We start from the raw sequence: 22,023 nt of genomic DNA, 5'->3' as shown, positions 1-22,023 counted from the left end.
GAGTTTATTTTTTAAGTAACAAAAAGGTTGTTGTAGCCAGGGATAACAAAGTTATTATGGTGCCAAGTGACTCTATTCCTGTTTTTCCTGTTCCCCATGTTTTTTGTTTCAAGGGTTTGATATAAATATAATCATTGGGTTGAAGGTTAAAACAAGGAGAATTAACTGCCTTGCTATCAGTCAAGTCTATGGTGAATGTTTCACTACCTTGAGGGTATTTTCTAATTACTTTTACATCTTTTCTATCGCCTGTAATTGCTATATCACCAGAATTGGCAATGGCTTCCATAATGTTAACTTTTTCTTGATACAAAACTCTTGTTCCAGTATTTCCAATTTCTCCGTTAATGGTGTATCTAAAACCTGCTAATTTTACAATAACATAAATACCTGCTTCGCTTTTAAAATATTGCTCATGAAGCATTTTTTCAACTTTAATTCGTACTTCTTCAACTGTAAATCCTAAAACATTGACTTCCCCAAGTATTGGTATTCTAATATTACCATGGTCATCAATAGTGTAACCATTGTAATAACTACTTTGTTCAGTACCTCCCATAGTTGTATTTTGATTGCCCGAAATGTTAAATATTTCTACAAATTTTGGGTCAATTGCTTTTATGGTAATCACTAAAATGTCGTTTGACTGAAGGTGATATGGTTTTTGAGTCACAGGATTAATTACTGCTGTACTTGAATCCTTTTTGTCTTGTAAATAAACCAAATCCTTTTTAGGGATGCAAGAAGTTACTAAAATACTCAACAGAAACAGTAAATATATTTTGGGGTTGTTCATTATTTTATATAAAAATTAGCAAACAAAGATAGTTTTTCAATTCTAATTACAAAAATGTAGTTTGCTATTATTTTGCTATAAATTTTTGAGCGTATTTTCAAACGGAATGCGGTTAAGAATACTTCTGCCAAGGGTTACCTCATCAGCATATTCCAATTCATCGCCAACGCCAATTCCCCTCGCAATTGTAGAAGTTTTTACAGCACAATCTTTAAGATGTTTAAAGATGTAAAAATTAGTCGTATCTCCTTCCATAGTTGAACTCAAAGCAAAAAATACTTCTTCTATGGCTCCCATTTTTACTTTTTCTAGTAATGAACCAATGTTCAACTGGCTTGGACCAACTCCGTCTATTGGCGAAATTTTACCTCCTAAAACATGATAAATTCCTTTAAATTGGCTAGTGTTTTCAATAGCCATTACATCGCGAACATCTTCGACAACACAAATAATTTTGTGATTTCTTTTAGTATTATTACAAATTTCACAGATGGCAACATCGGAAATGTTGTGGCACGAAGTACAAAATTTAATTTCCTCTCGCATATTGATCAAGGCATTCGATAAAAATTGTGTTTGTTCAACTGGTTGTTTTAATAAATGAAGTACCAGTCGCAGTGCAGTTCGCTTCCCTATTCCGGGTAACTGTGCCATTTCGTTTACCGCTTTTTCGAGCAATTTTGATGAAAATTCCATGAGGTAAAAGTAGGCAATTTGAAAATTAGATGATTTGAAAATTTGAAAATAAAATCATTAACCCAAATGTAAATTTTCAAAATGACACATTAATTTTTGTATTTTGGCTTCGAATAAAAACAACGCTATGTCGCCCACCACAATTCTTATTATTATTATTCTTTATTTTGGTGTATTGATTCTTATTTCGAATCTTGTTAGTAAAAAAAGTTCTGATAACGATACGTTTTTCAAAGCCAATAAAAATTCAAAATGGTACTTGGTTGCCTTTGGAATGATAGGAACTGCGCTATCTGGCGTGACCTTTATATCTGTTCCGGGCGAGGTGGGAAATCCTGATTTACAGTTCAAATACTTTCAGTTTGTGCTAGGCAACGCCATAGGATTTATAATCATTGCCAAAGTTTTGCTTCCGCTTTATTATCGCATGAACTTGACCTCGATATATGGTTATATCGAACAACGCTTGGGAACTGTAAGTTATAAAACTGCGGCTTCTATTTTCCTGATTGGACGAACTATTGGCTCCGCTTTTCGACTGTATTTAGTTGTCATTGTGTTGCAACGGTATGTTTTCGATTCGTTTCATGTTCCGTTTGAGTTGACCGTTTTAATTTCGTTAGGATTAATATTTGCTTACACCTATCGCGGTGGATTAAAAACTATTATTATTACCGATACTTTGCAGACTTTTTTCCTGGTTACCTCGGTATTTTTAACCATATTTTTCATTTGTCGAAGTTTGAATTTATCTGTATTTCAGGCTTTTGAAACCATAAAACAAAGCAATTATTCCAAGGTTTTTTTCTTTGAAGATTATTTGAAAGGTACTTATTTTTGGAAACAAATCTTGGGAGGAATTTTTGTAACAATTGCCATAGCAGGACTTGATCAAGATTTGATGCAAAAAAATTTAAGCTGCGCAACTATAGGCGAAGCTCAAAAAAACATGTTCACTTTTACAGGGATTTTTGTTATTATCAATATTTTCTTTTTAAGCGTTGGTGCTTTACTTTATTTATTTGCCGAAAAAAATGGCATTGCTGTTCCTATGGTTGATGGTGTGGCTCGTACTGATTTTTTATTTCCCGAGATTGCACTAAAATCGTTAGGAATTGTTCCTGGAATAGTGTTTTTATTAGGATTAACAGCCGCATCATTCGCTACCACCGATTCGGCTTTGACCGCATTAACAACTTCTTTTTGCGTTGATTTTTTAGCAATGGACAAAACCAAAAATCTAAACAAACCAAACATCGTTCGAATCAGACATCTTGTTCACATTGGATTTTCTTTTTTAATGTTTTTGGTCATTGTGGTGTTCAATGCGGTAAACGACGCTTCAGTCGTGAAAATGATTTTTAAGATTGCGTCGTATACTTACGGACCGCTTTTAGGTTTGTACACCTTTGGTTTGTTTATGAAGTCGAAAACGGTGTACGACAAGCTAGTGCCTTTTATCTGCTTGATTTCGCCAGCGATTTGCTTTTTTATTAGTAAATATTCCGTCGAACTTTTTGGCAATTATACTTTTGATAACGAACTAATTATCGTAAACGGATTGATAACCTTTATTGGGTTACTTTTAATCAGTAAATCAACAACACAAAATACTCGTTATTAATACTGATTTGTGGTCAATAAAACCAGTGTACAAGCTACTTCTACTTTTATGTCATTACTTTGAAGAAGTTGATAAAACTCTGGATTTTCTGTTCCAGGATTAAAGATGACACGTTTAGGTTTGGTTTCGATGATATAATTGTAGTAATCGCGCTGACGCAAGGGATTTATATATAAGGTTACCGTGTGAATATTAGACAGAGGAATATTTTTTGTTTTAATGCTAATGCCCGCCACTTCACCCATATTTGGACCAATAGCTATAACAGAATGTCCTTTTTCTACCAGCATTGTAATGGCTTTAAAAGCATATCTTTCAGGTTTTAGGGAAGCGCCGAGTACTAAAGTTTTCTTGTTTTTCATGGATTTTATTTCTAGTAGTCAAAGATAATGGTAAGTTTAATATTAGGTAGTTTAATTTAACTTCTATTTAATATTTATAACCAAAGTGAGGTTTTACCTTTGCAAAAAAACTATGGAACTATTTATTTTCCTGTTTGCAGCGCTTTTTTCGGTTCTAAATCCTATTGGAACTGTTCCTATTTTTGTGGGATTGACTCAAGATTATACCAAAAAAGAACGTTCACGTGTTGCGCTTTGGACGGGAATAAATGTTTTTATTATTTTAATTATTTCTTTTTTTATTGGACAATATGTACTCTCTTTTTTTGGGATAACTATCAGTGCACTGCGCATAGCTGGCGGAATTATAATTGCTAGTTCGGGGTTTTCACTTTTAAACGGGAAATTTAGTAAAAATCGTGGCATCGATAAAAAAGTACAACAAGATATAGAAAACAGAACCGATATTGCTTTGACTCCGCTAGCAATGCCTATGCTTGCTGGTCCGGGATCTATTTCGTTATTGATTGCTTTTTATCAGGAGCATCATTCCACCAACGAGATTTTCATTTCATCGCTAGCAATAATAATTGTTGCACTAATTATTTTTTTGATTTTGCGAAGCGCTCATTATTTGGCTAAAATTCTCGGACAATCGGGTATTGTGGCTATTTCAAGAATCGTCGGCTTTTTAACAATTGCTATTGGTATTCAATATATTATTAGCTCTGTTTTGAGTATCATTCGCGGAATTTAGAATAATTGTGAATTATAAATGAAAAAATCTAGCTACGATTGCTCATTGGTTTTCTTTACTTTAATTGCGTATCGCATTACATTATTATGTTGCTTTAGGAAGAAAAATTTCTGCCATCATACACCGCGCACTTCCACCACCACATGCTTCGATAGTATCTAAACTAGAATGAATAATTTCGACGTGAGCTTCTAGTTGTGCGATTTGTTTTTTGGTCAAGCTTTTATACGCTGACTCACTCATTACCAAAAACCTTTCGTCATTTTTTCCTTTTACTTCCAACATATTTCCAGCGAAGCTATTTACCTGGTCTTGGGTAATTAAAATGATTTCTTTGTCATCGCCACGAAGGCTATCAAGAACCATTTTGCGCTCTTTTTTGTCATCTATACAATCGGCACAAAGTACGGCAAACGTGTCGCCAAGGCACATCATAACATTGGTATGGTAAATAAGTTTTCGTTCGCCATTTACGGTTTGAAAGGCTTCAAAAATAACCGGAGTAAATTCAAAATCTTCGCAAAACTCAATCATAAGTTCTTCGTCGGCTCTAGGTGAAAGTGCGCAGTAAGCTTTGTCGTTTTCACGGTCTAGTAATAAACTGCCAGTTCCTTCAAGAAAAACATTGTCTTGTTCTGCCAAAGTATAATCCATGATTTCGTTGATTTTAAATCCATCATCTTCAAGAATATCAAGAATATCTTCTCTTCGTTCAGCACGACGATTTTCGGCAAACATGGGATACAAAACTACATCACCACTTTCGTGAAACGAAATCCAATTGTTTGGAAAAATACTGTCGGGTGTGTTAGGTTCGAGAGTGTCATCTATTACAATTACCTGAACTCCGACTTTTCGTAATTTAATAACAAACGCATCAAATTCGGCTTGCGCTTTTGCATTAACTGTTTCGGGCGAAAGTCCGTCAAGAACTTTTTGATAGTAATTATTTACGGAGGTTTGTTCGTTCATGCGAAACGCTACTGGGCGAATCATTAGTATGGCATTGGTGGTTTGTTTCATTTTTTAAGTTTAGAAGTTGATAAGGTTATAAGGTTTAGTCTCTGATTAGCGGCAAAGTTGAGCAGCGCAATAATCCTTCTTGTTTCGCAATTTCAGCGTAAGGAATTTCTTCAACTATAAAGTTGTTTTCACGAAGCCAATTATTCAATCTAATGAAATTCTTTTCAGAAACCACTATGTTATCATCAATCGAAAATATATTTGAATTCATAGCATACATTTCGTCTCGGGTAATATGAAATAAATTTTCTTTGCCAAATAGTTTGACTAAAAAAACATAATCAGCTTCTTCTCGGAAGCCACTTTTGTATATAATCCCTTTGTTTTTTCCAACAGGCTGAAAACAACAATCCAAGTGCAACGCGTTATCGCGAGCTTCGATTTTTGATTTAACTAAATCAAATTCCTTGACCATTTTGTGAGGAAATAATTGTTTGATATAATTAACACCTTCCATATTGGTACGAGCTGTGATATATTCTTTGTAATCTGAACCTTTGTAAGTTCCTATAAAAATGTGATTGTTCCAAAGCATTACGTCGCCACCCTCTATATGCACTTCTTGTGGCGGACGAACCACTTTTTCTGGAGTAATTTGGTCAATGATATACTGAATAGCATCGAGTTCGCGCTCTCTATAGGGCAAGATATTGGCTTTGACAAACACATCATCAATAACAAAACCAATGTCGCGTGAGAAGATTTGATTATAGTTTTCAATCATTTCTGGACGAAATACTTTGACATCATATTTTTGAAATACTTGGTTGAGCGCTTCCATTTCATTAATCATAGCTACTTCGACAGGATAAGTTCCTGCTAGTATGTGTTCTAATGATTTTGGATCATAGGCCTCTGCAATTGTGGGCGTTGGCCCATTATTTACTGCCGAACCCAGCACTACCGCCCTTAATCTTGAAGTTTCGTTTTTTACATTTAAGTTTAACATGGAATAGCTTTTAGCTTGTAGCAAATATAAAAAAGCTTCTCGGTTAGGAGAAGCTTTGTTTATAAGTATTTGAAGTTTTTTACTTAACATTTAACCCTGCAAAGGTGATAATTTCGTTACCTCTGAAAGTTATTGTTTTGTGAGGGTAGTTTATTTTTTTAAAAAATTCCTCTACTTTAATGTAAGTTGGTTCACCATTAACAATATGATAAGAAGCAATGGCAAAATTAGGTTGCAGCTCTTTTATGATAGCTACACATCCTTGTAGGGCTTCAATTTCTGCGCCTTCTATATCCATTTTTATCATATCTAAACGGGTTAATTGCATTTCTTTAGCCCAAGTGTCAAGGGTTACAGCTCGTTTTTTAACCGCATTGGTTGTACCTGAAAACCAAATAGCAGAAGAGCCCACAGTACCTGCCTCTTCAAAGTCAATAAAAGTATTTTCATTCCAAAGTAACAGGTCTTCGATAACTATATTATTGGGTAAATCTGTATTTAATTGCAAGTTCTCTTTTAAAGATTTTACATTAAATTTATCGGGTTCAAAACAATACACTTTGCCTTTTCCGCCTACATTTTTTGAATAAAATAAGGAAATATGCCCCAAATTAGCACCGGCATCTATAACAATATCATCAGTCTTTACCGCATAAAAATATTGATAGTAATGAAAATCATCTACAATAGGATATAAAGCTTGTTTAGTCAAAAGTACAGTTTGATGATAGGTTGTTTTATAAATTATCGTTTCGTTCTTTTTTAAAATATCAAAAGCGATTCCACGTTTTTTTAGTAACCTATAAATGGTGAGCTTAAGTACTTCTTTGGTATACCCTTTAGGAACTAAAAAACTAATTGCCTTTTTGATTTTTTTCTTTATACTCATTGTTTAATACCTTTAATGGACAAATATAAATAAGTTAGGTATTAGTTCTTATTAAAATAATTGAATCTTTAAAAAGTGAATCGCAATCCAAGTATTTATAACTATTGAACTTTTGTGTAGACTTATCATGTTCCTTATCACAAAAATCTCGAAGTCTTTTTTAAATAAAACAGCACCAACAAATTGTTGATGCTATTTAACAAAAGTAAAACCCTATTTTTTTATTTAATTCTTCATCAACTTTTTGGTTTCTAATTTTCCGTTTTCATCCGTAATGGTAATGATATAAATACCGTTGGCATAACGACTAACATCAACTTGCACCCTATCTGTTTTTTCCATATTTTGTTCCTCAACAATCTTTCCGTCAATAGTGGCAATACTTACTTTACTGAATTTAGCGTCTTTCATTACTATTTCGATAGTGCTACTCGATGGATTGGGAATAATAACAAAATCTTTGACTACTTTAATAAGGTTACTATTTTCAGTACTTATTGCTGAAGGATTACTTGTTACTTTGGTGTTTTTCGTTGGTGTTTTATACGAGTAATTATCGGAACATCCTTCGGGATAAGCCGCAAATTGTGCGCCTTCAACCGCTTCAAAACCGGGATTTAGTTCTACATAATTGGCAGCATGATACACCACACCGTTTGAGAAAACGTTATCACCAACAGAGATAATGTTTGCAGCTTTAATCCAATCGGCTCGTTCTCGCTGCTTGACTATCGTTGCAACCAGATTGTTGACATCATCTGCAGGAGAAAGTAACGTTAATGTAGGCAAACAACAATTATCAAAACTTACATCGGGACCAACATTAGCTGAATTATCGGATATTGTGTAAACAAAAGTTCCAGCCGGACAATTTACGTTGAAGTTCGCATCAATTTGGAATTCAAAATTACCTGTTGGATTTGCGCCAAACAAATTTGGTAAAACGGCAAAACAAAACGTATTTGAGGTTAGTATTGTTGGCGCATTTATGGTTGCCATTACAGTGCCGTTTTGAGTAATATTTAAAATCATAGTAGTCAAAGTTGCGTGAACTGGCGAACTATAAGTACCACACACTTGTATAGGAGAGTTGCCTATCATGTCGGGGCAATTAATATTGGTGGGATTCGTATTTAGTGCGCCCAATTGTGGATTAGCGCAAACCGTTCCACAAATATTATCAATATAAACGGTTCCAAAATGAGCAGAAGGTTGGCAATCACTAACGGTAAATTCGATAGTTCCTGGTTGGTTTAAAATTTCACCAACATTCAATCGGGCACAAATCCAATCGGTGTAAAGAACCCTACGTTTAGCGTTTACATAAATAACATTGAACAAGCAATTATCAGGATTGGCGATAATACAAATTTCATCTACTACGTTGCCAAATTGGTCTAAAGCTCTTACTCTAAAAAATGGTTGTATGGACTGACCGTGAGCAGGTTTGTTATCCATAACCAATGAAAAATTAAAATCTATAGTAGCTTGATTTATATTTGGAAAATAACGCGAAACGGTGGTTTGATCAGAAGATCCCATTCCTTGTTCATTATTTAATTTTATACACTTACTGCCGCCACCACTTGTAAAAAGCGTTGGAATATTAATTCCTAAACCAGCCAAAGTTGGGTCGTACTGTTGGTAACCCGCACTCGTATTATCAATTAAGGTTACGGTAGCATTCATATCATTTACGACTGGCGTCACCACATTAGAAGCTGTCATTACTGATGGTGTGGCGCAAGACAAGAAAAATGCTGTTCCTGAAGCTGGTTGCGGATGAGGATCAGACCAAAAAGAATAACCTGCCGTGCCGTTTTCAAAATCGCCATTAACACATTCTTGCTGTATTGAAACTGGCAAGGGTCTCGCAAAATAATCATCTTTAGTATTTGGATTTTGAGTAAAAAATAACTTTCTCAATTCGAAAACTTTGTTCTTTACAATCGCTTTTTGTAGTTCAGCATCGGTGAAATCTTCTTCACTTCTTAAATGCTGAATTAACTCCTCATTAACTTGTTGTGTCAATTCGTAATTATTGAAATTAGTATCAATAAATCTCTGAATTGCGACTTCGGTTTGGTTGGCATTTGAAATCCTATTGTTTTCGGTATTCAGATACTCCTCTATTTGTGCTGAAATGATATTTGAATGAAAACAAATAGCACAAACTAGTATTGTTTTTACTATCTTATACATATCAATCGTCATTTGCAGTTAGTTTTTGAACTTTGAGTTTTAAGTCCTGAATATCTTTATTGTTTTGTTCAATAGCTTTGTTTTGCTGAATTATATATAAAGTTAGTTCCTCTATTTTTGCCATATGTTTGGCTTGCATTTCGGCTAAATCTAAACCGTTTTTTGCTAATTCAGTTGCTGAATCTATTCCGGGTAAATGTTTATTGTTAGTAATGTACTCTTCCACATTTTTTAATGGCATCAGCCCATAATTTTTTTCAAAAACATAATCTGCCCAGTTTGCAGTGCTTCGTAAAGCAACTTTTACTTTTTCTGTCAAAATTCCACCTTCAACAAATAATTTATAGTTTCCTGTTGTATTGGGAAAAGTAGCATCTGCTCCGATATAAATCTTACCATTGGATGTACTATTCGAAGTCGTAAACCAAATATTACTGTTATTCATATCCACAATTCTGTTACCACTTATTGTTGTGGCTTGGTTTATAACACCATTGTTTGAATAAAGACTATTGTCTATTGAGCTAATTTGAAAGGGTAACGCTGCCGAACCATCACCTGTTACCGTTATATTACTGTTGCCCGAAATTACATTAGTCGCCGGAAGCGTTACATTATTTCCGTTGGATATTGCTAATGTATTGCCCGTTAGTGTCAACGATTGCTGATCTGTATCGGTAAAAGTTGGTAATGTAAACGAACCTCCACCATTAGAAAGTGTTATAGTATTTCCTGCTTGTGAAATGGTTTGTGGCGTAGCCGTATAAGTAGGAAGTGTAACACTGTTTCCGTTAGATATTGCTAGTGTGTTGCCCGTTAGCGTTAACGATTGTTGATCCGTATCGGTAAATGTTGGTAACGTAAACGAACCTCCACCATTAGAAAGTGTAACAGTATTTCCTGCTTGAGAAATGGTTTGTGGTGTAGCTGTATAGGTAGGAAGTGTAACACTGTTTCCATTAGATATTGCTAATGTATTGCCCGTTAGTGTTAACGATTGCTGATCTGTATCAATAAAAGTTGGTAACGTAAACGAACCTCCACCATTAGAAAGTGTTATAGTATTTCCTGCTTGAGAAATAGTTTGAAAAACATCTGTAAAAGTTGGTAAGGTAAACGATCCTCCGCCATTTGAAAGGGTTATAACTCCACCTTCGGATTGTATAAGTATTTGAGGAACATCAACAAATGAAGGCATTGGTAAATTTACAGGACTACTTGCTACGCCATTGACAGTTGTTATCAATTGGTTATCCGTTGTTATAGTATTGGAAATTGAATTGATAATTTTGGCTTGAGAATTAATATTATTAACGTTACTATTCATCAAATTGGCGTTTGAGGATAGTATGTTAGTATCAACTACATTTGCCATTTTTTGCAAAACTACATCACCAGTGGCATTTACGCTCAAAAATTTATTAGTGGGTTGCACCGAAACTGCATTGTAATTACTCGTTAAATTGGTAAAACGAAGTCCTGAATTCCCATTTGTTCCTTGTGTGATTTCTAATTTATTGTTGGGCATCACTGTTCCTATACCAACTTTTCCTTCTACCAGCAGTCCACTAGATGGAGCTATTTCACCTGGATCAATTCCGTCGGGAGTGAAATTTTTCCCAATAACAACACCACCTTTAACATCTAACCTATTGACCGGAATAACATTATTTCCTAAACCAATTCCGGTATTCCCGTTTTTACTGATAAAAATTCTTTGAAATCCTGCACCATCGGCTATGATTACTGTTTTGCTAGTATCGTTTCCAGCTAAAAGTGGCGTTGAAGGAACATTTTGCATCGTAATTAAATTGCCTAAAAAGACATTATAATTTCCTTGAAGCAAGTTAATGGCTGACTGTGTTCCCAAAAAGATATTTCCGCTGCCCGACACTAAATTTCTTGGCGTAGAACATCCCATAGCAATATTACTATTGCCACTATTCAAATGTAACGAAGCATAACCAATAGCAGTATTATTGAACCCATCTATATTTGCTTCTAATGTTCTATGACCAATAGCAATATTTCTGGAACCTGTTGTATTGTTAGCTAAACTCCTAGTTCCGTAAGCGTTATTTAGGGTTCCCGAACCATTTGCTGCCATGGAACCATTTCCAAAAGCACAATTGTAACCTCCAGTATTATCAGATAATGTTCCTATTCCGAAAGCACTATTACTATTGCTAGTATTATTTTTTAAAGAATTTATACCAAAACCAGTATTAAAGCTTCCAATATTATTAACGCCTGAATTTTCTCCCGAGAATGTATTATTTGATTGCCCGCTTGCCGAAAAAAAGAATCCAAAAAAAGTGAGAATTGTCAAAAAATAGGTAGTTTCCTTTTTCATATCAGAATATTTAAATTAAAAAAATCAATTAAAAAACCATTTTTATTTTCTAAAAATGGTGCTGATTTAGTTCTGATATTTTGACAATTCAAATGTATATAGTTTCCTTAAAATAATCTACTAAAGTCAATTAAAATCGATAAAATACACATAATTTATTATTTATAATGGTAATATCTTATATTTTACATTGCAGTTTATACTGATTGTATACATAAAAAAACTCCTTACTGGTTAAGGAGTCTTGTAAAATATAAAATGAGAACTTTTATCTTTTATCCATGACAACAAATGCTCTCAAAGGATGCCCAGTATACACCTGTCTTGGTCTTCCTATTGGTTCTTTGTTGACACGCATTTCTTTCCATTGTGCTATCCAACCAGGTAAACGACCTATGGCAAACATCACGGTAAACATATCCGTAGGAATGCCTAAAGCGCGATAAATAATACCTGAATAGAAATCAACATTTGGATATAATTTTCTGGATACAAAATAGTCATCAACCAATGCCGCTGCCTCTAATTGTTTGGCAATATTCAAAATAGGATCATCTACTCCAAGGGTATTTAAAACCTCATCGGCTGCTTTTTTGATAATTCGGGCTCTTGGATCAAAGTTTTTATAAACTCTGTGTCCAAAACCCATTAAACGGAACGGATCTTCTTTGTCTTTGGCTTTTGCCATATATTTTGCGGCATCGCCTCCATCTTTTAAAATATCTTCAAGCATTTCTAAAACGGCTTGATTGGCGCCTCCATGCAATGGTCCCCAAAGTGCAGAAACGCCCGCGGAAATAGAGGCAAATAAACCAGCATGAGACGAACCCACCATTCTAACGGTTGATGTGGAACAGTTTTGTTCGTGGTCTGCATGTAGGATGAATAATTTATCTAGAGCATCAACCACTACTGGATTAGAAGCGTAAGGACCAGTAGGTAATTTAAACATGAGTTGCATAAAATTTTCAACATATCCTTGTGTATTGTCGTAGTAGTTCAAAGGATAGCCCATCATTTTTCTGTAAGTCCACGTGGCAATGACTAAAAACTTGCCCATAGTTTTACAAACCGCCTCGTACATTTCTTTTTCGTTCTCAACATTCACTACTTTGGGGTTAAAAGCTGTAAGTGCGCTGGTAAGTGCTGATAAAACACCCATTGGATGGGCTGTTTTTGGAAAACCGTCAATGATGTTTTTCATTTCTTCGTTCACCAAAGTATATTTTCTAATATCAGTTTCAAATTGCGCTAATAAAGATTTTGATGGTAATTCACCAAAAATAACTAAATAAGCTACTTCAAGAAAGTCTGCTTTGTCTGCTAAATCTTCGATCGCATACCCACGATACCGAAGAATACCTTCCTCGCCATCTAAAAATGTAATATCACTTTTACAAGAACCCGAATTTTTGTAACCCGGGTCAAGCGTGATAGCACCTGTAAGGGCTCGTAGTTTTTCAATATCGATGGCGGCTTCGTTTTCGCTTCCTACGATTATTGGAAACTCATATTTGTTGCCATCAAATTCTAATATTGCTGTCTTGGTCATGATATAAAAAAAGGAATTAAATCTTGTGAATAATAATTTAACAAAACTAGGGAATTCAGAGTGAAATAAAAAAGAATTTTCACAAGGTTTTTGTTATTTATTATATTACAATACGTTTATTGTGCATCACTCTTTTTATAAATAAAAAACTCACGAGGATGAATCGTGAGTTTTAAAATTTTGCAATCGTAATACCATTTACTCTTTTATTACTTTTTCGACTTTTATTCCTTTATCTGTAGTTACTTTGATAAAATAAATCCCGTTTTGTTTATCTGAAATGTCAATCAATTTGCACATACATTCTACGAGTATAAAATCAAACGTTTCTTAACTGATGTAGCATTAGGAATGATGCCGTCAAAAGTTTGGACTGGAATTTATGATGCAACTGGCGGTTATTTAGTAGTAAAAGAAAATGGAGAAATTCTTTGTTATCACATTTACAACAGAAACCAATTTGAAGATTATTTATTTGAAAATACAAAACTAGAAACTGCAAGTAGTACACGACACGAATTTGGAAAAGTTTATCAGCAGAATGGCGAATTTTATTTTAAATTAAATTTTCAGATTCGTTTTAAATAATTATGTTTTGATAAATAAAAAACGCCTACTCATAACAGCACTTACAAGCAGTTGCTGGTTTTTGATAAGTTAAACGTTTAATTTTCATAATTTCGTTCACGGTAGCAGAAAATACTTTGGTCATAACACCACAACTGACGTGTATCCGAGGAACGATAGTAAAAAACGAAATCGTTTATTGCTTCCCGAAAACTAGGATAGCCTAAAAGAAACTTCATTGCGGTATACTATAAAAATATATAGCCTAAAAGAAACTTCGTTGCTATATACTATAAAAATATATAGCCTAAAAGAAGGTTCATTGCTATGTTGTATAAAAATAATATGTATAAAAGTATTACAAAAAAGAATATATTACTTAAAACCATACTAAATGCACCAACCAACAGTAGTATTTCGTTGTGATTCAAATTATACTAAATGAGTGTAGGCGTGTTTTGAGCGAGAATTTATTTCAAGAAACCCTTTTGGCAATGCAAAAAGTACTAACTCCAAAAGGAAAATTTACAACTTTCAAGAGTTTGTTTTCAAGACCAATTAAATTCAGTAATGCACTATTGATTACAGGATTTCCTATGGTAATATCGCTTTCGCCTGATTTGTTTTTTTGAAAATTGGCACTAATTTTTCTAAAGAGATATACGGGCATAAACAAGAAAAAATTCCAGTAACTTGATTTGATAATTTCAAGATTTTCGGCAACGATTTTAGCTTTTAATTCTGATTTTGTGTACCGTCTGTGATGCATATTTACCTCATCATGATAACTCCACAAGTACATAAATGCTGGCACAAAAACATATAGCCTTCCGCCTATTTTAAGTAGCGTTTTCCAGTTCTTAATGGCTTTGACATCCTCTTGAAGATGCTCTAAACAATCAGAGGCGATAATAATATCAAAGGTTTGGGTAAGTGTGATGTTTTGGGCATCCATGACAAAGGCATTGGCAATTCCGTTGGCTTTGCAGTTGGCAATTGCTACGTCACTAATATCAATTCCAAAAAGATTTTCATTTTTAAAACCAAGGGCTTCCAAGTCTTTCAAAAATATTCCTGACGAACTTCCTATATCCAATATTTTGCTGTCTTTAGGTGCGTCTTTCAGTAGATCGAGCAAATAGTTTCGGCGTGATTTAAACCACCAGTGGTCGCTTTCAACATCATGATATTTTTTTTCAAAATCTTTTTCCATACTTTTTTAATCTACTCTTTTATCAATAAAATAGCGAGGTCTTTGCTTTACTTCTGAATAAATTTTGCCAATATATTCGCCTATAATTCCAAAACAAAATAATTGAACTCCTCCCAAAAAATACATAGGCAAAACCGTAGAAAGCCAACCAGGAACTACATCACCCGTGTATATGGCAAAAAAGGCATAACCCGTCATTAGCAAACAAGCAAAAAAGACCACAAATCCAATAATAGTAACCAGTTTCAAAGGATAATTACTAAAAGAAGTAACACCATTCCAAGCAAAAGCTGCCATTTTTCGCAAAGGATATTTTGATTCACCCGCAAAACGCTCCAACCGGTCGTAATACACTACATCTTTATTAAAACCAATACTTGGAATAATGCCGCGAAGGAACAAATTTACTTCGTTAAATTCGGCCAAGGCTTTCAAAACCCTTTGGCTGCACAATCTGTAATCTGCATGATTGTGAATAATATTTACTTTCATGAGCTTCATAAGCTTGTAAAAAAGCAATGCGGTATTTCGTTTGAAAATAGTATCGGTTACTCTTTCTTTTCGAACGCCATACACGACATCTGCACCAGAAACGAATTTTGTAATCATTTCTTCAATAACACGAACGTCGTCCTGCAAATCAGCATCTATAGAAATCAAAGCATCGGTTTCGTCTTTATAGGTGAGCAGTCCTGCCAGCAACGCTTTTTGATGGCCTACATTTCCTGCTAATTTCAATCCTTTTATGTAAGTGAGCTTTTGGGCGTTGTCTTCTATGCATTGCCAGGTTTTATCGTTGCTCCCATCGTCAACAAAAACTACGAAACTTTGGTTTGAAATAACATTCCGAAGCACTAAATCTTTTATGATGTCATTCAATTGCGTGGCGGTATGTGCCAATACCAATTCTTCGTTATAGCAGGGAGCAACGATTCCGATGATTGGATTTTGATTGGTTTGCATTAATTAATTGGTGTGTTATTTGGAAAAACAAATTTAGCCAAAAAATTGACTTTATTTCGAAACCATCCAATGCTATATAAACCTGCAGCACTCATAATGTACAACGCCACTCTTGCCGGAAACATATAGCGTGGTTCTATGTAGGTTAATCCGTGAAAAATTAATAAAGCAATTATGATAGACCAAAACAACCAATAATTGATAAGATTTTTTTCTTTGAATAAAAATACAAAAGCGCCAAAAATAAGTAGTATATTAATACAATTTATAAGCAAAATTATAAACCAATACCCAGTCGTTCCGTGAAGTGGTCCCAAATGAAATGCATTGGGTTGCACACTATTTATGAAGTAAACATGACCATAAAAACATTTTACAAAAAATTGTCTGGTAAACCAAAAAGGGTGTTCCAACGCATCGTTTATCAAAAAATCTCTGTAAACCTTGTTAGAGGATTGGTGAGTTTTTTCCATGATAACAGCTAGTTCGGTACCACTTTTCGCCCAGTTTTGATAGTCCTTGCTATCCGCTCTATTATCGTTGTCCCAAAAACGAAAATCAGTTGGTTCCTCTCTAAACTGGAATCTGCCAATGTGGGCGACATAATAAAACAAGCCTTGCTGATCTTCATTCGATTTAGTGCCCGTTATAGCTTTTGCCAATTGCAAAACACCAAATCCTAATATTCCAACACAACAAAAAGTAAGTGCTAATTTTTTGCCATAGGTTTTATAAAATTCCTTTCTTTTGAAAAAGGAATATAAGATAATCACAAATCCTAAACCTAGTATAAGCATGGTATTGGGTCTATTCAAAATCAAGAACCATAAACCAAAAATCAACAAAATCCATCCCCTTTTTTTATTAGGATTTTGAAAAACAATAGTCCAACCATAAAGTGCTACTGTTAAGGAAAAAAAAGCGGGTACTTCGCCCAAAATCCCCAGTGAATAGTAACAATGTATTGGAAAAATAAAAAATAGCGCAATCGCTAGTAGTCCAACTTCTTTTGAAAATAATGAACTTGCAATCCTGAAAATTAATAACAAACTGATGGTAACAATTATAAAAGTAAATACAACTGCATAATTCCAAAGCTGGTTGTCAGTAGCTTTTGAAGAAGCAATAAAATAAGCTGGTGTGTAAAAAATAATCGGACCAGGGGCTTTGGTAATGGTGACTTTATCATAACTCAAATCTCCTTTTAGATAACGAGCCAAGTTTTTTGACTCCACATGAAAGGTATCATCGCCAAAAGGTTTTGCTTTAAAAGGAAGATTCAGCACAATGAGCATCATGAGAGCCGAAGTCAAAATAATTAAAAGGTTGATTCTTTTGGTCAAAAAAGTAACTGTGTTCATAGTATGTTCTTACTTAAAATAATGCCGAAAAATAATAAAAAATCCCGAGCTTTCACTCGGGATTATAGTGTAATGTCACATTTCTATTTTTAGGATAAAGCTGCCTTCACTTGATCAGCTGCTTCTTGAAACTGAACTGCCGATAAAATGGGCATTCCAGAGTTATCTATTAACTCCTTTGCAATTTCGGCATTGGTACCTTGTAAACGCACAATGATTGGCACTTTTATAGCATCACCCATATTTTTATAAGCATCAACAACCCCTTGTGCTACGCGATCGCAACGAACAATTCCGCCAAAAATGTTAATCAAAATGGCTTTCACATTTGGATCTTTCAGGATAATCCTAAAGGCTGTTTCCACACGCTTTGCATCAGCAGTACCACCAACGTCAAGAAAATTTGCGGGCTCAAAACCTGCATATTTTATCAAATCCATAGTTGCCATGGCTAGTCCTGCTCCGTTTACCATACAACCTACTGTGCCGTCGAGGTCAACATAGTTCAACCCTACTTCTTTGGCTTCAACTTCTATTGGATTTTCCTCGCGAATGTCGCGCATGTCGGCATACTTTGGCTGACGGTATAATGCATTGTCATCTATATTTACTTTGGCATCAACAGCCATAATTTTGTTATCGGAAGTTTTTAAAACAGGATTTATTTCAAACATTGAAGCATCACAACCTACATAAGCATTGTACAACGAATCTACAAATTTTACCATTTCTTTGAAGGCATTTCCAGAAAGTCCCAGATTGAATGCAATTCTGCGTGCTTGAAAAGCTTGTAAACCAACAGCGGGATCTATTTCTTCGGTGAAAATTAAATGGGGAGTGTGTTCAGCAACTTCTTCTATATCCATACCACCTTCTGTAGAATACATAATCATATTTCTGGCTTTTGCTCTGTTTAGTAACACTGACATGTAAAACTCTTTAGTATCACTTTCGCCAGGATAATAAACATCTTCAGCAATCAAAACTTTGTTTACACGCTTTCCCTCTGGCGGAGTTTGAGGCGTTTTTAACATCATTCCAATAATTTGTTCTGATATTTCTTCCACCTGCTGCAAGTTTTTAGCCAATTTTACGCCACCACCTTTTCCTCGTCCCCCTGCGTGAATTTGCGCTTTGATAACATGCCAACTCGTTCCTGTTACTGCCGTCAGTTGTTTTGCAGCCGCTACAGCTTCCACTGGGCTATTGGCAACTATACCGCGTTGAACGCGAACGCCATAAGTGGCTAAAATTTCTTTTCCTTGATATTCGTGTATGTTCATTATTGAGAGTTAGTTTTAATAAAGAAGTGAAAATAATTTGTTAAAATGTGCCACAAAAGTAATTAATTGGAATCAAACGAAAAAGATAATCGATACCAATTTAGAATTTTCTTGATTTACAAATTTTCATTTGTTTTTTCAGTACAACATTTTTAGTTCTTTGACTTCAAAATAGGCAACTGAATCATCTTCTAGTTGTACTTCTAGTTTGCCATCACGAGTAACTTTTTGTATAATACCCATAAATTGCTTTCCCGTTTTATCCTCGAAAGCAGAAGGGAACTGTATTTTAAATAAATTTTGATGGTATTCGTCCCATACAGCATCCTGATTTTTCGTTAGTATTTGCAAATAATCTTGTAACGATTTTTTTAAAAGCAGCGCAATACTTTCTGGCGAATATGTTACACCTGTAATACAGGACAAAGAATTTGCTTGTGGCAGATGCTCAAAGTTGGTTTGGTTCACATTTAACCCAACACCTATTATGGCATTTATACTTCCATCGGGCTTTAAAGAATTTTCAATTAATATGCCTCCCACCTTTTTGGAATCTGCCATAATGTCGTTGGGCCATTTTATCTTGCACTGCTGAATTTTTAGTGATTGTAAAACTTTTAAAATCGATACAGCCGTTACCACATTAAGATCAAAAATAGTATGCTTTTTTAAGACAAAATTGGTAACCAAGATACTCATGGTAAGGTTTTTACTGGGTTCTGAAATCCATTTGGCACCCATTTGTCCTTTGCCTTGTGTTTGTTCGTTAGCCATAACTATAGTAAAATTTTCTAGAGCTTCTATTTTACTCAATTGCTTCAAATAGTCGTTGGTAGAATCTATGGCATTGAGTTTGATTAAGGACATGGAACGAAGTAAATATTAACGAATTTTAAACTTTTGTTGAACAAAAATAAAGACAAAAAGTAATACATTTGCAAAACTTACATAAATATTAAATGACGAAGAAAACGGTTAACACAGATGTTCTTTTGGCAAACATCATAAAAGGAATAGAAGAAGTAAAAGGAAATGATATCGACATCCTAGATTTAAGAGCAATAGATACCGCAGTTTGTGACTACTTCATCATCTGCAACGGAAATTCCAACACACAAGTTAACGCTATTGTTAACTCCATCCAAAAATTAGTTTCAAAAGAATTAAAAGACAAACCTTGGCATGTGGAAGGTTCAGACAATGCCGAATGGGTTTTGATGGATTATGTAAATATTGTGGTGCATGTTTTCCAAAAACAAATCCGTGAGTTCTACAACATTGAAGGACTTTGGGGTGATGCCAAAATAACAACAATTGAAAATAAATATTAAAAAGTTCCAATAAAAAATGGCTAACGAAAAAAAACCTACCGGTTTCAAATTAAGTCCATGGTGGATTTATGGATTACTAATTCTTGTATTTTTTGGACTAAACTACCTTGGTGGTGCTGGATTTCAAGATACTACAAAAATATCGTATTCTAAATTTAATGAGCTTTTAGAAAAAGGTCAAATTGAAAAAGTGGTTATTTACAACAAAACAGAAGGTGAAGCGTTTTTAACCAAATCTGCACTGGCTGATTCAGCTAACAAAAATGTAGCTAAAGACATGTTGGGCAATAGTAATAAAGGACCACACTATTCATTCGACATAGGAAATGATCAAGTTTTTCAGAATAATATTGAAAAAGCAAAAACCGAGGGAAAAATTAAAGATTTCGATTTTAAAGGGAAAAGCAACTGGTCTGAATTATTAATAAGCATCTTACCGATTGTAATAATCGTAGGTCTCTGGATATTAATTATGCGAAGAATGTCTGGCGGTGCTGGCGGTGCTGGCGGACAAATATTTAATATCGGAAAATCGAGAGCAAAACTTTTTGATGAAAACTCTGAAGTAAAAACTACTTTTAAAGATGTCGCAGGATTAGAAGGTGCTAAAGAGGAAGTCCAAGAAATTGTAGAATTCCTTAAAACTCCTGAAAAATACACCGTACTGGGAGGTAAAATTCCAAAAGGCGCATTACTAGTAGGACCGCCGGGAACAGGAAAAACACTTTTGGCGAAAGCCGTAGCAGGTGAAGCTAAAGTTCCGTTTTTTTCATTATCAGGTTCCGATTTTGTCGAAATGTTTGTGGGTGTTGGTGCCTCTCGAGTCAGAGATTTGTTTAAACAAGCCAAAGACAAAGCTCCGTCAATAATTTTTATTGATGAAATTGATGCCGTGGGGCGAGCAAGAGGTAAAAACAGTATGTCGGGCGGCAATGACGAACGTGAAAATACCCTAAATCAGTTACTTACTGAAATGGATGGTTTTGGAACAAATACACATGTTATTGTAATTGCAGCCACCAACAGAGCCGATGTTTTAGACAAAGCTCTAATGCGAGCAGGACGTTTTGATAGACAAATTTATGTAGACTTACCAGACATAAGAGAACGTAAAGAAATTTTTGAAGTACATCTTGCTCCATTAAAAAAAGTAGAAGGTTTAGATACTAGCTTTTTAGCGAAACAAACTCCTGGTTTTTCTGGTGCAGACATCGCAAATGTATGTAACGAAGCCGCATTGATTGCCGCGAGAAACAATAAAACCGCCGTTGATAAACAAGATTTTCTAGATGCTGTAGACCGAATTGTAGGTGGATTAGAAAAGAAAAATAAAATCGTTACTACAGATGAAAAACGAGCCATTGCTGTTCACGAAGCAGGCCATGCCACGGTAAGTTGGATGTTAGAACACGCTGCACCGTTAATAAAAGTTACAATCGTACCAAGAGGACAAAGTTTAGGCGCGGCATGGTATTTACCAGAAGAACGATTAATTGTTCGTCCCGAGCAAATGCTTGACGAAATGTGCGCCACGATGGGCGGAAGAGCTGCTGAAAAAGTAATTTTTAATAAAATTTCTACCGGAGCGTTAAGTGATTTAGAAAAAGTTACAAAACAAGCTAGAGCAATGATTACCATTTATGGCTTGAATGAAAAATTAGGAAATGTTACGTATTATGATTCATCGGGTCAAAATGAGTATAATTTTTCTAAACCGTATTCCGAAGAAACAGCTCAAACTATTGATAAAGAAATATCAAATTTGATTGAAACTGAATACCAAAGAGCCATTAAAATTTTGGAGGAAAACAAAGATAAATTAGAACAATTAGCCTCTATTTTAATTGAAAAAGAAGTTATTTTCAAAGATGATTTGGAAACTCTTTTTGGAAAAAGACCTTTCAACATACCAGCGGAAGAAACCGATATAGTTTAGCAAAAAGAGTTTTTTAACATTTTTTTAAAATCTTAATTCAAAATAAGCTTTTGAATTAAGATTTTTTTATCTTTGAACAATTCCAATTAGCAAATTAAGATTATATAACTACAAGCATGAGTCTTTTCAGAAAAATTTTTGGCACTGGTAATGATACATCTGACGAAGAAAGTCAAAGTGAATTCAA

At 34.6% G+C, this 22,023-nt stretch carries 20 protein-coding genes; 5 read left to right on the top strand and 15 right to left on the bottom strand.

What is annotated here, in order from left to right:
• Window positions 1-4: 4 nt before the first annotated feature.
• Together Q0Q96_RS07140 and recR are read right to left on the bottom strand one after the other, a co-directional pair.
• Entirely contained in the window at window positions 5-796 is a 792-nt protein-coding gene (locus tag Q0Q96_RS07140; protein WP_293872992.1) for a polysaccharide biosynthesis/export family protein, read from the bottom strand.
• A 75-nt stretch (window positions 797-871) separates the two neighbouring features.
• A complete protein-coding gene (gene recR / locus Q0Q96_RS07135) occupies window positions 872-1,492 on the bottom strand; it encodes a recombination mediator RecR (protein ID WP_293872991.1) in 621 nt (206 codons plus the stop codon).
• 127 nt (window positions 1,493-1,619) lie between these two features.
• On the opposite strand from recR, the gene Q0Q96_RS07130 reads away from it, so the two are divergent.
• Window positions 1,620-3,116, top strand: a complete 1,497-nt coding sequence (locus tag Q0Q96_RS07130) for a sodium:solute symporter (protein ID WP_293872989.1) — start codon at window positions 1,620-1,622, stop codon at window positions 3,114-3,116.
• On the opposite strand, the gene Q0Q96_RS07125 is transcribed toward Q0Q96_RS07130, so the two are convergent.
• A complete protein-coding gene (locus Q0Q96_RS07125) occupies window positions 3,113-3,478 on the bottom strand; it encodes a CoA-binding protein (protein WP_293872986.1) in 366 nt (121 codons plus the stop codon). The genes Q0Q96_RS07130 and Q0Q96_RS07125 overlap by 4 nt on opposite strands.
• A 112-nt stretch (window positions 3,479-3,590) precedes the next feature.
• Here Q0Q96_RS07125 and Q0Q96_RS07120 point away from each other — a divergent pair, with 112 nt between their 5' ends.
• Window positions 3,591-4,214: a MarC family NAAT transporter gene (locus tag Q0Q96_RS07120; RefSeq protein WP_293872983.1), complete on the top strand. Its 624-nt coding sequence runs from the start codon at window positions 3,591-3,593 to the stop codon at window positions 4,212-4,214.
• A gap of 84 nt (window positions 4,215-4,298) precedes the next feature.
• On the opposite strand, the gene ctlX is transcribed toward Q0Q96_RS07120, so the two are convergent.
• From ctlX to Q0Q96_RS07085, 7 genes are all read right to left on the bottom strand, one after another.
• A complete protein-coding gene (gene ctlX / locus Q0Q96_RS07115) occupies window positions 4,299-5,237 on the bottom strand; it encodes a citrulline utilization hydrolase CtlX (RefSeq protein ID WP_293872981.1) in 939 nt (312 codons plus the stop codon).
• Between the two features lie 34 nt (window positions 5,238-5,271).
• Entirely contained in the window at window positions 5,272-6,186 is a 915-nt protein-coding gene (locus Q0Q96_RS07110; RefSeq protein WP_293872979.1) for an amidinotransferase, read from the bottom strand.
• Between the two features lie 79 nt (window positions 6,187-6,265).
• Window positions 6,266-7,075: an FkbM family methyltransferase gene (locus Q0Q96_RS07105; protein ID WP_293872977.1), complete on the bottom strand. Its 810-nt coding sequence runs from the start codon at window positions 7,073-7,075 to the stop codon at window positions 6,266-6,268.
• A gap of 225 nt (window positions 7,076-7,300) precedes the next feature.
• Window positions 7,301-9,277 carry a T9SS type A sorting domain-containing protein gene (locus Q0Q96_RS07100; RefSeq protein ID WP_293872975.1) on the bottom strand — a complete coding sequence of 659 codons (1,977 nt, stop codon included), beginning with the start codon at window positions 9,275-9,277 and terminating at the stop codon, window positions 7,301-7,303.
• 1 nt (window position 9,278) lies between these two features.
• Window positions 9,279-11,630 (bottom strand): hypothetical protein, encoded by a 2,352-nt coding sequence (locus Q0Q96_RS07095; protein WP_293872973.1) that lies wholly within the window; start codon window positions 11,628-11,630, stop codon window positions 9,279-9,281.
• Between the two features lie 268 nt (window positions 11,631-11,898).
• Complete coding sequence (locus Q0Q96_RS07090; RefSeq protein ID WP_293872970.1) at window positions 11,899-13,182, bottom strand: citrate synthase; 1,284 nt, start codon at window positions 13,180-13,182, stop codon at window positions 11,899-11,901.
• A 198-nt stretch (window positions 13,183-13,380) separates the two neighbouring features.
• Window positions 13,381-13,473 (bottom strand): T9SS type A sorting domain-containing protein, encoded by a 93-nt coding sequence (locus Q0Q96_RS07085; protein ID WP_293872967.1) that lies wholly within the window; start codon window positions 13,471-13,473, stop codon window positions 13,381-13,383.
• Between the two features lie 27 nt (window positions 13,474-13,500).
• Here Q0Q96_RS07085 and Q0Q96_RS07080 point away from each other — a divergent pair, with 27 nt between their 5' ends.
• Entirely contained in the window at window positions 13,501-13,770 is a 270-nt protein-coding gene (locus tag Q0Q96_RS07080) for an HpaII family restriction endonuclease (RefSeq protein WP_366069138.1), read from the top strand.
• Window positions 13,771-14,224: 454 nt separating this feature from the next.
• On the opposite strand, the gene Q0Q96_RS07075 is transcribed toward Q0Q96_RS07080, so the two are convergent.
• The 5 genes from Q0Q96_RS07075 to Q0Q96_RS07055 all read right to left on the bottom strand — a co-directional run bounded on the left by Q0Q96_RS07075 (window position 14,225) and on the right by Q0Q96_RS07055 (window position 19,436).
• Window positions 14,225-14,962, bottom strand: a complete 738-nt coding sequence (locus Q0Q96_RS07075; RefSeq protein ID WP_293872964.1) for a class I SAM-dependent methyltransferase — start codon at window positions 14,960-14,962, stop codon at window positions 14,225-14,227.
• 6 nt (window positions 14,963-14,968) lie between these two features.
• On the bottom strand, window positions 14,969-15,925 hold the full coding sequence (locus Q0Q96_RS07070) for a glycosyltransferase family 2 protein (protein ID WP_293872961.1): 957 nt from the start codon (window positions 15,923-15,925) through the stop codon (window positions 14,969-14,971).
• Window positions 15,925-17,286 carry a glycosyltransferase family 39 protein gene (locus Q0Q96_RS07065; protein ID WP_293872958.1) on the bottom strand — a complete coding sequence of 454 codons (1,362 nt, stop codon included), beginning with the start codon at window positions 17,284-17,286 and terminating at the stop codon, window positions 15,925-15,927. Before Q0Q96_RS07065 ends, Q0Q96_RS07070 begins: the two co-directional genes overlap by 1 nt.
• 89 nt (window positions 17,287-17,375) lie before the next feature.
• Entirely contained in the window at window positions 17,376-18,569 is a 1,194-nt protein-coding gene (gene sucC / locus Q0Q96_RS07060) for an ADP-forming succinate--CoA ligase subunit beta (protein ID WP_293872955.1), read from the bottom strand.
• A gap of 138 nt (window positions 18,570-18,707) precedes the next feature.
• Window positions 18,708-19,436 carry a biotin--[acetyl-CoA-carboxylase] ligase gene (locus Q0Q96_RS07055; protein WP_293872952.1) on the bottom strand — a complete coding sequence of 243 codons (729 nt, stop codon included), beginning with the start codon at window positions 19,434-19,436 and terminating at the stop codon, window positions 18,708-18,710.
• Window positions 19,437-19,528: 92 nt separating this feature from the next.
• On the opposite strand from Q0Q96_RS07055, the gene rsfS reads away from it, so the two are divergent.
• Window positions 19,529-19,900, top strand: a complete 372-nt coding sequence (gene rsfS / locus Q0Q96_RS07050) for a ribosome silencing factor (RefSeq protein WP_293872949.1) — start codon at window positions 19,529-19,531, stop codon at window positions 19,898-19,900.
• Window positions 19,901-19,916: 16 nt separating this feature from the next.
• Window positions 19,917-21,836 carry an ATP-dependent zinc metalloprotease FtsH gene (gene ftsH / locus Q0Q96_RS07045; RefSeq protein ID WP_293872947.1) on the top strand — a complete coding sequence of 640 codons (1,920 nt, stop codon included), beginning with the start codon at window positions 19,917-19,919 and terminating at the stop codon, window positions 21,834-21,836.
• Window positions 21,837-22,023 lie beyond the last annotated feature (187 nt).

Origin of the sequence: Flavobacterium sp., from assembly GCF_025352015.1 — a bacterium.
Taxonomy (GTDB): Bacteria; Bacteroidota; Bacteroidia; order Flavobacteriales; family Flavobacteriaceae; genus Flavobacterium.
The sequence above is the reverse complement of the archived record's forward strand: the minus strand, read 5'-3'. Positions and strand labels throughout refer to the sequence as shown.